The organism is Streptomyces sparsogenes, from assembly GCF_001704635.1.
Taxonomy (GTDB): Bacteria; Actinomycetota; Actinomycetes; order Streptomycetales; family Streptomycetaceae; genus Streptomyces; species Streptomyces sparsogenes.
On sequence record NZ_MAXF01000175.1, the window covers coordinates 28,833 to 42,278 of the forward strand.

Genomic DNA, 13,446 nt, shown 5'->3' on the forward strand with positions numbered 1-13,446 from the left:
GCGGTCGGGCCCCGCCGCGCCGACGGCGAACCGGCGGCGCGGCGGGGAGGCGCGGGGGAGGGTCAGCGCTGCTCGTAGCGGATGAGGGAGCGCACCATGCGGCAGGTGGTGTCGGAGGGCGGGCGCACCCCGATCCGGGCCGCCGTGGTGCGTATGGTGCGGTTGGGCGCCTGCTCGGGGCGGTAGACCCCGGAGTTGAGCAGGGCGATGGCCAGGCGCATGGCCTTCAGCCGGCGGTGGTGGGTCTCGTACCACTCGCGGGGGCGTCCGGCGGGCACTCGTTTCGTCGGGAGGGTCGCATAGCTCGGCAGGTCCGGGACAGGTGTGACGGCAGCGGCCATCGGCATCCTCCAAAGGAGGTCGGGGACCCTTGTTCTTGACCCCTCCATTCTACTGCCGGGCACTGACAAAAGCCCCTGGCCACAGGCAGTTTGAGGGGTTCCGGAAGAGCGCCGGGGGCAAGCCCCGGGGGCCGCTGGGCCGTACCGCGACCGTGGTACGGGGGGCGGGCAGGATACTCCCCGGGGAGGGCCGCGGAATCCACCCGGTGTCAGCGGCCGCGCCGGCGTGCCCCGCTTAGGGTGCAGGCATGATTCTGCGAAAAGCCCGGTCGCGCGGCCGCCGGCTGCTGGTGTCGGCGGGGGTCGCGGTCGCCGTGCTCGCGGGCGCGGGCACCTGGGCGGCCGTCGCCGCGGACGACCCCCCGTCCGTCCACCGCGAGGACCGGGTACTGGACATGCCCGGGGCGCACATCGACACCTCGTACTTCACCGCGGGTTCCGGCCGCAGGCCCGCGGTGCTGCTGGCCCACGGCTTCGGGGGCAGCAAGGACGATGTGCGGGCGCAGGCCGAGGAGCTGGCCCGCGACGGATACGCCGTGCTGACCTGGTCGGCGCGCGGCTTCGGCGCGTCCACGGGGAAGATCGGGCTGAACGACCCGGACGGCGAGGTGGCCGACGTCCGGCGGCTGATCGACTGGCTGGCCAAGCGGCCCGAGGTGCGGCTCGACGCCGCGGGCGACCCGCGGGTGGGGGTGGCCGGCGCCTCGTACGGCGGGGCCGTGTCGCTGCTCGCCGCCGGGTACGACCGGCGCGTCGACGCGATCGCGCCCGCCATCACCTACTGGAACCTGGCCGACGCGCTGTTCCCGAACGGGGTGTTCAAGAAGCTGTGGACCGGGATCTTCTTCACCACCGGCTCGGCGGACCCCGCCGCGGAGCCCCGGCGGGGCGCCTCGGGCTGCGGCCGGTTCGAGAAGCGGCTGTGCGAGATGTACGAGCGGGTCGCGGTGGCCGGCAAGCCGGACGCCGCCGCGCGGCGCCTGCTGGAGGCCCGCAGCCCGTCCGCCGTGGCCGACCGGATCAAGGTCCCGACGCTGATCCTCCAGGGCCAGACCGACTCCCTCTTCCCGCTCGACCAGGCGGACGCGATGGCCAAGGCCATCAAGGCGGGCGGGGCGCCGGTGGCCGTCGACTGGATCGCCGGCGGACACGACGGGGGCGAACCCGAGACCGGGCGGGTCCAGGCGCGCACCCGGGCCTGGTTCGACCGCTATCTCAAGGGCGACAAGGGCACCGACACCGGGCCGGCCTTCCGGATCACCCGCACCGGCGGGTTCGACTCCACCGACGGCGCCGCCCTGCTGCGGGGCGCGACGGCCGACAGCTACCCGGGGCTGACCGGCGGCGGGCGGACCGTACGGCTGGGCGGCGACGAGCAGTCGTTCGCCAACCCGGCGGGGGGCGGGCCCTCGGCGGTCTCCTCGGTGCCCGGGATAGCGGGTCTCTCCCAGGCGTCGTCGCTGGGCGTCGGGGTGTCGCTCGACTTCCCCGGCCAGTACGCCCGCTTCGACTCCGCGCCGCTGCGCCAGTCGCTGCGGATCACCGGCTCGCCCTCGGTCCGGGTACGGGTGAAGGCGGACGCGCCCGACGCGGTGCTGTTCGCGAAGGTGTACGACGTCGGGCCCGACGGGAGGCAGGTGCTGCCCGAGCAGTTGGTCTCCCCCGTGCGGATCACCGGCGCCGAGCGGGGCAGGACCGTCGAGGTCCGGCTGCCCGCCGTCGACCACGAGGTGGAGGCGGGCCACCGGCTGCGGCTGGTGCTGGCCGCCACCGACCTGGGCTACGCCTCGCCGGTCGAGCCCGCCACCTATACGGTCGCGCTCGCGGACGGCGCCCTGACGGTGCCGACCGCACCCGGTGTGCGCACCCAGCCCGCCCCGCTGCCCGCGTGGGTGTGGGGGCTGCCGCTGGTGGCCGCCGTGGTGGCGCTCGGGCTGTTGCTCACCGGCAGGCGGCGCACGGCCGCCCCGGCGCCCGACCCCGAACTGGCCGAGGTGCCGCTGCGGATCACGGGCCTGAGCAAGCGGTACGCGAAGTCGGTGGACCGGTACGCGGTCCAGGACCTCTCCTTCACCGTGGAGAAGGGCCAGGTCCTCGGGCTGCTCGGGCCCAACGGCGCGGGCAAGACCACCACCTTGCGCATGCTGATGGGGCTGATCACCCCCGACAGCGGGGAGATCCGGGTGTTCGGACACACCATCAGGCCCGGCGCCTCGGTGCTCTCCCGCGTGGGCGCCTTCGTCGAGGGCGCGGGCTTCCTGCCGCACCTGACCGGCCGGGCCAACCTGGAGCTGTACTGGCGGGCCACCGGCCGCCCCGCCGAGGACGCCCACCTGGACGAGGCGCTGGAGATCGCGGGGCTCGGCGACGCGCTGGAGCGCGCGGTGCGCACCTACTCCCAGGGCATGCGCCAGCGGCTGGCCATCGCCCAGGCCATGCTGGGCCTGCCCGATCTGCTGATCCTGGACGAGCCGACCAACGGCCTGGACCCGCCGCAGATCCGCGAGATGCGGGAGGTGATGATCCGGTACGCGGCGGCGGGCCGCACGGTGATCGTCTCCAGCCATCTGCTCGCCGAGGTCGAGCAGTCCTGCACGCATCTGGTCGTCATGGACCGCGGCCGGCTCGTCGAGGCGGGCCCGGTGGAGGAGATCGCCGGCACCGGCGACAGTCTGCTGGTCGGCCACGAGGGCGAGCTGAGCGAGGCCCTGGTGGAGAAGGTGGCCGCGCTGCCCGGCGTCGCCTCCGCGGCGCGCACCGGCGACGGGCTGCTGGTACGTCTCGACGGCACCGGCCCCGCCCAACTGCTGGCGGAGCTGGTGCGGCTGGAGATCCCGGTGACCAGCTTCGGGCGGGGCCGCCGCCTGGAAGACGCGTTCTTGACCCTGATCGGAGGAGGGGCCGCGTGAGCGCGGTGACGAAGGAAGCGCGGGAGCGAGCAGTGACGAGGGAAGCCCGCGCGTTGGAGCGCGCCAAGACTGAGCGGGAGGGCGACACCCCATGAGTTCTGTCGAGGAGGCGGCGCCCGGGCACCGTCCGGGCCGCACCCTGCCCCTGCGGGTCGAGGCGATCCGGCAGTTGCGCAGGCGCCGGACCCTGGTGATGGCCACGGTGCTGGCCGCGCTGCCGTTCGTGCTCGTCGCCGCCTTCGCGCTCGGCGGCGCCCCCGAGGGGCGCGAGAACCGCACCACGTTCATGACCACCGCCACCGCCTCGGGGGTCAACTTCGCGGCCACCGCGCTGTTCGTCTCGGCCGCCTTCCTGCTGGTGGTGCCGGTGGCGCTGTTCTGCGGGGACACCGTCGCCGCCGAGGCCAACTGGTCCTCGCTGCGCTATCTGCTGGCCGCGCCCGTGCCCAGGACCCGGCTGCTGCTGAGCAAGCTGGCGGTGGCGCTGGGGTTCAGCGCGGCGGCGATGGTGCTGCTGCCGCTGGTGGCGCTGGTGGTGGGGACCGTGGCGTACGGCTGGGAGCCGCTGCGGATCCCGACGGGCGGGTCGCTGGCGACGGGCGAGGCGGTGGGCCGGCTCGCGGTGGTGGTCGCGTACATCTTCCTGTCCCAACTGGTCACCGCGGCCCTGGCGTTCTGGCTGTCCACGGTCACCGACGCCCCGCTGGGCGCGGTCGGCGGGGCGGTCGGGCTGACGATCGTGGGCAATGTGCTGGACGCGGTGACCGCGCTCGGCTCGTGGCGCGACTTCCTCCCCGCGCACTGGCAGTTCGCGTGGATCGACGCGCTCCAGCCCCATGCGGAGTGGAGCGGCATGGTGCAGGGCGTGTCGGTCTCCGTCGCGTACGCGCTGGTGCTGTTCGCGCTGGCGTTCCGGGGGTTCAGCCGCAAGGACATCGTGTCCTGAGGCCCCGTCGGCGCCGGTACCGTTCCCGCCGGTGAGCGCGCCGGGGCGTCATGACATCCTGAGACGTTGTGGCGCGCCGGACCGGTCGGCGAACGTCCGGCGTGACAGGGAAGGTCGATGAGGCTCTGCTTTCTGGTGGAGGAGCACTACCGCTACGACGGCATGCCGGTGGAGGTGATCCGCCGGCTCATCGCCTGGGGGCACCGGGTGGATGTGCTGCGGCCGGGGAGTTCCCTGGTGAACGTGGAGGAGGCGGTCAGGGCGGGCAGCCACGACGCGTGGGTGCTCAAGACGGTCTCGGGCGGCCCGGGCCTGACGCTGCTGGAGGCCGCGGCGGCCGTGGGGCTGACGACGGTCAATGACGCGCGGTCGATCCGCGGGGTGCGGGACAAGGTGCTGGCGGCGGCGATCGGGCGCGCCCGGGGGCTGCCGATGCCGCGGACCTACGCGGCGGCCCGGCCCGAGTCGCTGGCCGAGGTTCCGGAGGCGGAGTTCCCGCTGGTGGTGAAGCCCGCGGACGGGAGTTCCGGGCGGGCGGTGCGGCTGGTGTCCTCCCCGGACCGGCTGGCCGGGCTGTGGCCGGAGCTGGCGGGGGAAGGGATGCTGATCGCGCAGCCGTATGTGGCCAACTCGGGTGTGGACCTCAAGGTCTACTGCGTGGGCGGCGAGCTGTACGCGACGGAGCGCAGCTCGCCGCTGCACCCGGACGGTCCGGTGCGTGAGCGGCGGGTGCCGCTGTCCGCCGAGGTGGCCCGGATCGCCGCCGACGCCGGGGCGGCCTTCGGCCTGGACCTGTACGGCGTGGATGTGCTGCTGGGGCCGGACGGCCCGGTCATCGTCGATGTGAACGACTTCCCGAGCTTCCGTCAGGTGCCGGACGCGGCGGCGCGGGTGGGGCGGGCGGTGCTGGAGCTGGCCCGCCGGGGCGCGGGCGGCACGGGCGGGGCGGGGCCGGCGGCCGTGGTGCCCGCCCGGCCGGTGCCGCCGCGGGTGGCGGAGCAGGTGCCCGCGAGCGCCGGCGAGGGCCGATGAGGATCGGTCTGATCACCCCGGAGCCCGGTCATCCGCTGCTGGCCGCGGCGACCGCGCTGCTGACGCCCCGGCACCGGGTGGAGGTGGTGGATCCGGGCTCCTGGGGCGGCGCACCGGACGAGCCGGGGTCCGTCGGCGCGCTCGCGGACGTCTATCTGCTCAAGGCGCGGACGCCGGGGGCGCTCGGCCTGGCCCGTCACCTGGAGGAGCGTGGCGCTCCGGTGGTGAACGCGGCCCGCGCGACCGGGCTGGTCCAGGACCGGACGGCGATGGCCCGGCTGGCGCTGCGGGCGGGGCTGCCGTTCGCGCGCACCCGGACCGCGCCGGACCTCGCCTCGCTGGACGCCGAGGGGCTGCCGTATCCGGTGGTGGTCAAGAGCCGGCACAGCAGGCGCCATGACCTGGTGGCCCGGGTCGAGAACGCCGCCGGGCTGCGCGCCCTGGGCGAGGTGTGGCCGGGCGAGCCGGTGGTGGTGCAGCGGTTCACCGAGAACAGCGGCTGGGACCACAAGCTGTGGGTGATCGCGGGCCGGGTCTTCGCGGCGGTGCGCCGGTCGGAGCTGGCGGACCCCGGGCGCGGCCCCGCGCTGCCGCTGCCGCCCGGGGAGCTGCCGGACGGCTGGGCCGGGCTGGCGCTGCGGGTCGGGCCGGTCTTCGGGCTGTGGGTGTACGGCGTGGATGTGATCGACGCGGGCGGCGGGGCGCCGCTGATCGTGGACATCAACGCGTTTCCCGGCGTACGCGGCCAGGCGGGCGCCCCCGAGGCGCTGGCCGAGCTGGCGGTGCGCACCGCCGAGAGGGGTGCCGTCCCGGTCTGCTGAGCCGCCCCGGATCGAGGCCCCCGGGTTCGATTGAGCGGGCCCGGGTCCGGGGACCATGTGGGTAGGGAGCCGTGGCGTCGGGCCGCAGGCCCGGGCGCGGCGACGTGGCCCGGCGAGGCAGACGCCGATGCGCAAGGACGATTTCGCCAGGTATCGAGGCGAGGACCAGGAGCTCGGGCACCGGGGGGCCGCTCCGCTCTCCGCGGCGATCGAGGTCGACGCCCGTGGCTGTGTCACGGCCTGGGGGCCCGACGCGGCGCGGGTGCTGGGCTACCGCTCCGGGGAGGTGCTGGGGCGGTCGGCGCGGGAGCTGCTCGCCGGCGATCTCCCGGCGTGGGCGCGCGGGAGGCTGCGCGCCCGGCCGGGCGAGGCCCTGAGCGGCCGGATCGCGGCCAGGCACCGGGACGGGCACCGGGTGGAGCTGACGGTCCGGGCCCATCCGCTGACCGACGCGGAGGGCGAGGTCCGCTGGCTCGTGGTGGCGGGCCCGGGGGCGGCGGCCGCCCCGGAGGCCGGTGAGGCCGGGCCGTCCGAGGAGGCGCGGCTGCTGTCGGACTGGACGCTGACCCAGATGCCGCTCCCCGTGGCGGTCTACGACACGCGGGCGCGCCTGGTGGCCGCCAATGTGGCGATGACCCACCTCATGGGCCTCTCCGTGGACGAGATGCGCGGGCTGAGGCTGCGCGAGATGGACCCGCAGCCCCTCGCCCAGGAGGTCGACCGGCTCCAGGACCAGGTGCTGCGCACCGGGGAGGGCGTGCGGTACGAGGGCTTCGGCCGGGCGTACGGCGAGGGCGACAAGCGCGCCTGGATGATCTATCTGATCCCGGTGAAGGACGCGGCGGGCCGGGTGCGCGGCATGTCCGTGGTGGTCCTCGACTACACCGAGCAGCACTGGGCCCGCCGCCGGCTGACGATCGTCAACGAGGCCAGTGTGCGGATCGGCACCACGTTGGACGTGACCCGCACGGCACAGGAGCTGGCGGACGTGGCGGTCGGCCGGTTCGCCGACTTCGTCACCGTCGATCTGCTGGACGCGATCTACCACGGGCAGGAGCCGGTCAGGAGCCGGGCCAGCCGGGCGGTGGACTTCCGCCGCATCGCCCACCAGTCCGTGCTGGAGGGCTGCCCGGAGGCGACGGTGGAGGTCGGGGGCGCGGATTCGTGGCCGGAGTACTCGCCTCCCGCGCAGGCCCTGGCGGCCGGCCGCGGCGTGCGGCACGCGGTGTGGGACGAGGAGTTCCGGCGCTGGACCGGGGAGGAGCCCAGCCGGGCCGAGTCGGTGCGCCGGTACGGGATCCACTCGGTGATGGCGGTGCCGATGAGCGCCCGGGGCACCACGCTCGGGGTCGCGGTGTTCTACCGCCACCGGACGCGGGAGCCGTTCGACGACGACGATCTGCTGCTGGCCGAGGAGATCACGGCGCGGGCCGCGGTGTGCGTGGACAACGCCCGCCGCTACACCCGCGAGCGCGCCGTCTCGCTGGCCATCCAGCGCAGCATGCTGCCGCGGCGGGGGATGCGGCAGGCGGCCGCGTCGATCGCCTCCCGCTACCTCCCGGCCGGCACCGCGGCGGGGGTCGGGGGTGACTGGTTCGATGTCATCAGGCTCTCGGGTGCCCGGATTGCCCTGGTGGTGGGCGATGTGGTGGGCCACGGGGTGCACGCCGTGGCGACCATGGGCCGGCTGCGGACCGCGGTGCGTACCCTCGCCGACATCGGCCTGCCGCCGGACGAGCTGCTCACCCACCTCGACGATCTGGTGCTCCGGCTGGACGAGGAGGAGTTCCACACCCCGGAGGGCGAGGTCCTCCCCCAGGCGGGCGATGCCACGGCCGGGGAGAAGGGCAGCACGGGTGAGCTGGGCGCCACCTGTCTGTACGGGGTGTACGACCCGATCACCCGCACGGCCTCGTTCGCGAGCGCCGGCCACCCCGCGCCCGTCGTCGTCGCCCCGGACGGGGCGGTCACGCTGCCGAACGTGTCGCCGGGACCGCCGCTGGGGGTGGGGGGCCTGCCGTTCGAGACGGTGGATCTGGAGCTGCCGGAGGGCAGCACGCTGGTGCTGTACACCGACGGGCTGCTGCGGTCCGCCGCCCGCGACCCCGACGAGGGGCTCGCGGTGCTGTGCCGGGCGCTGGCGGAGCCCGCCGAGTCGCCCGATCAGGTGTGCCGGTCCGTCCTGGGCGCCCTCGGCCCCGAGCGGGGCGGTGACGACATCGCCCTGCTGGTCGCCCGGACCCGCACCCTGGACCCCGGCAGCGTCGCCACCCGGGATGTGCCCGCCACCCCGGCGACCGTCGCCGAGGCGCGCCGGTGGACCTCGCGGCAGCTCGCGGACTGGGGCCTGGAAGACGCGATCTTCACGACCGAGCTGGTGGTGAGCGAGCTGGTCACCAACGCCATCCGCCACGCCAGCAGCCCCATCCAGCTGCGGCTGATCCATGACACCGGGCTGATCTGCGAGGTCTCCGACGCCAGCAGCACCGCCCCGCACATGCGCCGGGCCCGCACCTTCGACGAGGGCGGGCGCGGGCTGCTGCTGGTGGCCCAGCTCAGCCAGCGCTGGGGCACCCGGCAGACCTCGCACGGCAAGGTCATCTGGGCCGAGCAGAGCCTTCCGGTGAGCCGGGCGGACGCCGCCCTTTCGATCTCCGCTTGAAACCCGAGCAGCCTGGGAGACGGTTACCGCGTCTTCATGGGTAGAACGTGAGAGGGGGCCGTTGTGAACTGTAGTCAGTGCGGAGCGCCGGTCATCCAGGGTCCGAGCGGCGGTTGGAGCTGCAACAACTGCGGGGCCTCGGGATGACCGGCTTCGGACGAAGACCGTCCCGCCGTAAGGCGTGCTGTGCGCGGGGCGCGCGTCCTGGGGAGGATGCACGCGTCGTTGTGGCCGGTGAGGAACTGGTCGTCGAGCGGGTGGAAGACGCCCCGCATCATCTCGGACCAGGCGTTGAGGATGTCGCGGGCGGCGTCGGCGGCGGCCGCGGTGACGGCGGCGGTGAGGCCGCCGGCCGCGCCGGCGAGGGCGAGCCCTCCGGCGGCCTTCAGCACTCCGCGGCGGCTGGGCTGGTGGGTGTTCTCGCGGCTCTCGATACCCCGACCGCGCCCGCGAGGGATGCGGAGGGCCGGGCAGAGACCGTTTTCTAAGAGGTTTCCCGGGGGCGGCCGGGTCCCCGGGTCGAGGCGCGGATGACGATGTGGGTGCCGAGCACCTGGTGCTGGCTCTCGGGGAACTCGTCGCGGTGCAGGGCGAGCCGCACCGCGGTGCGGCCCAGCTCCTCGTGCGGGACGTGGACGGTGGTCAGCGCCGGGTAGACGTCGATCGCCACCGGGATGTCGTCGTAGCCGGCCACCGAGACGTCCTCGGGCACCCGTACGCCCCCCTCGCGCAGCGCCTGCAGCGCCCCCGCCGCCACCATGTCGGTCCCGGCGAACACGGCGCTGAAGTCGGCCCCGGAGGCCAGCAGTTCCCTGGCCGCGCGGTAGCCGTGGGCGCGGGTGAACTCGCCGTCCAGGATGAGCGCCGGGTCCGGGGTGAGGCCCATCAGCTCGTGGGCCCGGGTGAAGCCGCTGATCCGCTGGGTGCTGGTGGACAGGCCCGGCACCCGGGCCAGGTAGGCGATCCGCCGGTGTCCGGCGCTGAGCAGGTGGGTGGTCATCGCGAAGGCGCCGGCCTCGTTGTCGTAGTCCACGACGGTGGCGGGCACGCCCTCGCCCAGCGGGGGCCTGCCCACCAGCACCAGTCGCGAGCCCACCCGGTCCAGGGCGTGCGCGAAGTGGGTCATGCGGTCCTGGTAGGCCTTGTCCTCCCAGGCGCCGCCGACCACGATCACCGCGTCGGCCCGCTGCTCGCGCATCATCTCCACCACGGCGAGCACGCGCTGCGGGTCGCCGTGGGTGGTGCACAGCATGCACAGCCGCCCCTCGGCGGACGCCTGCTCCTCCACGCCGCGCGCGATGTGCGCGTAGAAGGGCCCGGTCACGTCGTCCACGACGAACGCCACCGTCTTGTTGGTGGAGCCGCCGAGCGCGCGGGCGTGCGCGTTGACCACGTAGTCCAGCTCGCGCATGGCCTTGAGCACCTTGGCCCGGGTGGCCGCGGCCACCGGGTAGGTGCCCCCCATGACACGGGAGACGGTGGACGCGGACACCCCGGCGCGCCTGGCGACATCCCTGACCGTGGACACGTCCCTGCCCGCGGCGCTCTCCGTCCGCCTGCCGGTCTTGCCCGCGCTCACCTGTGCCGCCTCGTTCACGTAGGCCTTTCCCCTCACCCTGACCACCGCGTAACCGCTCACGATAGCCCAGCGGGGACCGTCCCGGGCCCGTCCCGGCGCTCCTTGCGGCGTCCCGCTCAGCGAGCGCGGGAGCTGACCTTGCGCGGCCGCAGCAGGAAGCGCTGGGTCTTGCCGCTGGAGGTCTTGGGCAGCTCGGCGACGAAGTGCACCCGCCGCGGGTAGGCGTGCTTGGCGAGCCGGTCCTTGACCAGCTGCTGCAGCTCGGCGGCGAGGGTGTCGCCGCCCTCGGCCCCCGGGCGCAGCACCACGAAGGCCTCCATGACCTCGCCGTGCTCCTCGTGGGGGACGCCGACCGCGGCCGCCTCCACCACGGCCTCGTGCTCCAGCAGGACGCTCTCCACCTCGAAGGGGCCGATGCGGTAGCCCGCCATCAGGATCACGTCGTCGCTGCGCCCGGAGAAGAACAGGTGGCCGTCCTCGTCCCGCGCGGCGGTGTCGCCGGTGTAGAACCATTTTCCGTCGGGGCTGAACTTCTCCGCGGTCCGCTCGGGGGCGTCGCGGTAGCCCTCGAACCACATCAGCGGGCTCTTCGCGATGTCCACCGACACCCGGCCGGGCCTGCCGGTCTCCGCGGCGGCGGAGTTGGTGTCCTCGCGCAGGACGGTCACGCTCCAGCCGGGCAGGGGGCGGCCCATGGAGCCGGGCTTGAGGTCGTCGCGCAGCGCGGGGTGCCAGGCGTTGGCGATCGCCATGCCCAGTTCGGTGGAGCCGTAGTGGTCGCGGACCGGGATGCCGAGGGTGCGCTCCGCCCAGGTGATCACATCCGCCGGGAGCGGCTCGCCGGCCGCGGAGGCGCAGCGCAGCCGGACCCCCTCGGGGGCGGGGGTGCCGCGCAGCTTGCGGTAGACGGTGGGGCCCGCGGTGAAGTTGGTGACGCCGTAGCGGGAGAGCACCGCCCAGGTGGCCTCGGCGGAGAACAGGCTGTTGAACAGCAGGCTGCGCAGGCCGAGGGCGAGCGGGGCGATGATCGCGTAGTACAGCCCGTAGGCCCAGCCCGGGTCGGCGGCGTTCCAGAACACGTCCGTGGGCCGGTGGTCGAGGCCGAACTCCTGGTACATGGCGAATCCGGCGACGGCCCGCAGCGGGATGGGCACCGCCTTGGGCGGGCCGGAGGTGCCGGAGGTGAACAGCTCCACGATGGTCCCGTCCCCGCCGACGGCGGCCGGTCGCTCCAGCGGCGGGTGTCCCTGGAGCAGCTCGGCGAAGGACAGGTCGCCCGCCTCGGTGGGTCCGGTGGTGACGATCCGCCACGGCGGGTCGGCGGGGAGGTCGGGGCCAGCGGCGAGCTTGGAGCGCTGCCCGGCGTCGGTGATCACGACCTTGGTGCCGTTTCCGGTGATCCGCAGCGCGATGGCCGGTGGCGCGAACGCGGTGAACAGGGGCACCTGGACGGCCCCGATCCGCCAGATGGCGAGGGCCGCCACGACCAGCTCGGTGGACTTGCCCATCAGCGTGGCGACCCGGTCGCCGGGGCCCACGCCGAGCGCCATGAGGGCGCTCGCCATCCGCGCTGAGGCGTCGCGGAGTTCACCGAAGGTCGTGTCCTGCCCGTCGAGGTCGGCTCCGACCACCGTGAAGGCGACGGCGTCGGACGGGTGCCGGTCGCACAGCAGATGGGCGGTGCACGCCGCCGGATCTCCAAAGGTCTTGAGCAGGTCGGCCATGCGCTGTTCCGGGCTGGACAAGTGGGCTCCTCGTGCGTGCGGGCGAGCGAATCCAAGGCCAGGGGGTGTGCTGTCCCCATTGGCTTGTACACGCTATCGCGCCCGCTCGCCACCTCGGCAACCCATGGTGACCAGACCGTTGTCAGCCGACCGGGGCGGCGGGGTTCTCCTCCTTGCGGAAGGTCAGCTTCCCTTCCTCGACATCGACTTCCACGTGGCTGTGCGGTGACAGCTTGCCGTTGAGCAGCATCCGGGACAGCGGGTTGTCGACCTCGCGCTGGATGGTGCGGCGCAGCGGCCTGGCGCCGTATTCGGGCTGGTAGCCGTGGTGGGCCAGCCAGTCGACGGCCGCGGGGGTGAAGTCGACCGGCACGTCCTGGGCGCGCAGCCGGCGCCGGGTCTCCTCGAGGAGCACATCGGTGATCTGCCGCAGCTGTTCGTCGGCGAGGCGGCGGAAGATGACGACCTCGTCGACGCGGTTGAGGAATTCGGGGCGGAAGTGTTCCCGCAGCGGGCGCAGCACCCGCTCGCGGCGGGCCTGTTCGTCGCTCTCCGTGCCGCCGCCGAAGCCCATGACCGTACCTCGTCCGGAGATCTCCTCCGAGCCCAGGTTGCTGGTCATGACGATGACGGTGTTCTTGAAGTCGACGGTGCGGCCCTGGGCGTCGGTGAGCCGTCCGTCGTCGAGGACCTGGAGGAGGATGTTGAAGACGTCGGCGTGGCCCTTTTCGATCTCGTCGAACAGCAGCAGCGAGTACGGCTGCCGGCGCACCGCCTCGGTGAGCTGTCCGGCTTCCTCGTGGCCGACGTAGCCGGGCGGGGCGCCGATGAGCCGGCTGACGGTGTGCTTCTCCTGGTATTCGCTCATGTCCAGGCGGACCATGCGGTCCTCGCTGCCGAACAGCGCCTCGGCCAGGGCGCGGGCCAGTTCGGTCTTCCCGACCCCGGTGGGCCCCAGGAACAGAAAGCTGCCGATGGGACGGCCCGGGTCGGCGAGGCCGGCACGGGAGCGCAGGACGGCGTCGGCGACGGCCGACACCGCCTCCTCCTGGCCGATGACCCGCTGGTGGAGGTGTTCCTCCAGGCCCAGCAGACGGTCGCGCTCTTCCTGGGTGAGGCTGCTGACCGGGATGCCGGTCTGCCGCGAGACGATGTCCGCGATGTCCTCGACGGTGACCTCGGACACCCGGCAGGCCGCGTGCGGTTTTCCGGACCCCTCCTCGATGCGCCGGTTCAGCTCGGTGATCCGGTCGCGCAGGGCGGTGGCGCGCTCGTACTGCTCGGCGGCGACGGCCTGGTCCTTGTCCCGGGTGAGCTGCTCGACCTCGCGCTCCAGCGCCCGCACATCGGTGCCCCGGGTGCTGGAGCGCAGCCGTACGCGGGCGCCGGCCTGGTCCATCAGATCGATGGCCTTGTCGGGCAGGAACCGGTC

The 13,446-nt window shown here is 74.1% G+C and carries 10 protein-coding genes; 5 read left to right on the forward strand and 5 right to left on the reverse strand.

The window, feature by feature from the left end; translation table 11 throughout:
- Positions 1 to 62 precede the first annotated feature (62 nt).
- A complete protein-coding gene (locus BBH68_RS32860; protein ID WP_065967417.1) occupies positions 63 to 347 on the reverse strand; it encodes a hypothetical protein in 285 nt (94 codons plus the stop codon).
- Between the two features lie 242 nt (positions 348 to 589).
- Between BBH68_RS32860 and BBH68_RS32865 the strand changes: the two genes are divergently transcribed.
- The 5 genes from BBH68_RS32865 (at position 590) to BBH68_RS32885 (ending at position 8,711) form a co-directional block, all read left to right on the forward strand.
- Positions 590 to 3,250: an alpha/beta fold hydrolase gene (locus BBH68_RS32865; RefSeq protein WP_065967418.1), complete on the forward strand. Its 2,661-nt coding sequence runs from the start codon at positions 590 to 592 to the stop codon at positions 3,248 to 3,250.
- A 91-nt stretch (positions 3,251 to 3,341) separates the two neighbouring features.
- Positions 3,342 to 4,196, forward strand: a complete 855-nt coding sequence (locus BBH68_RS32870) for an ABC transporter permease (protein ID WP_065967419.1) — start codon at positions 3,342 to 3,344, stop codon at positions 4,194 to 4,196.
- Between the two features lie 117 nt (positions 4,197 to 4,313).
- Positions 4,314 to 5,228: an ATP-grasp domain-containing protein gene (locus BBH68_RS32875; RefSeq protein WP_065967420.1), complete on the forward strand. Its 915-nt coding sequence runs from the start codon at positions 4,314 to 4,316 to the stop codon at positions 5,226 to 5,228.
- Positions 5,225 to 6,049: an ATP-grasp domain-containing protein gene (locus BBH68_RS32880; RefSeq protein ID WP_065967421.1), complete on the forward strand. Its 825-nt coding sequence runs from the start codon at positions 5,225 to 5,227 to the stop codon at positions 6,047 to 6,049. Before BBH68_RS32875 ends, BBH68_RS32880 begins: the two co-directional genes overlap by 4 nt.
- Positions 6,050 to 6,176: 127 nt before the next feature.
- Positions 6,177 to 8,711: a SpoIIE family protein phosphatase gene (locus BBH68_RS32885; protein ID WP_079151354.1), complete on the forward strand. Its 2,535-nt coding sequence runs from the start codon at positions 6,177 to 6,179 to the stop codon at positions 8,709 to 8,711.
- A 74-nt stretch (positions 8,712 to 8,785) separates the two neighbouring features.
- Here the strand turns inward: BBH68_RS32885 and BBH68_RS42635 are convergent, their stop codons facing one another.
- The 4 genes from BBH68_RS42635 to BBH68_RS32905 all read right to left on the reverse strand — a co-directional run.
- Positions 8,786 to 9,103, reverse strand: coding sequence for a hypothetical protein (locus tag BBH68_RS42635; protein WP_065967422.1), 318 nt, complete (start codon positions 9,101 to 9,103; stop codon positions 8,786 to 8,788).
- A 92-nt stretch (positions 9,104 to 9,195) separates the two neighbouring features.
- Positions 9,196 to 10,239, reverse strand: a complete 1,044-nt coding sequence (locus BBH68_RS32895; protein ID WP_079151358.1) for a LacI family DNA-binding transcriptional regulator — start codon at positions 10,237 to 10,239, stop codon at positions 9,196 to 9,198.
- A 167-nt stretch (positions 10,240 to 10,406) separates the two neighbouring features.
- Complete coding sequence (locus tag BBH68_RS32900) at positions 10,407 to 12,035, reverse strand: AMP-binding protein (protein ID WP_079151355.1); 1,629 nt, start codon at positions 12,033 to 12,035, stop codon at positions 10,407 to 10,409.
- Between the two features lie 121 nt (positions 12,036 to 12,156).
- Positions 12,157 to 13,446 (reverse strand): AAA family ATPase (locus tag BBH68_RS32905; RefSeq protein ID WP_141713118.1); only part of this gene is annotated, 1,290 nt, incomplete at its 5' end.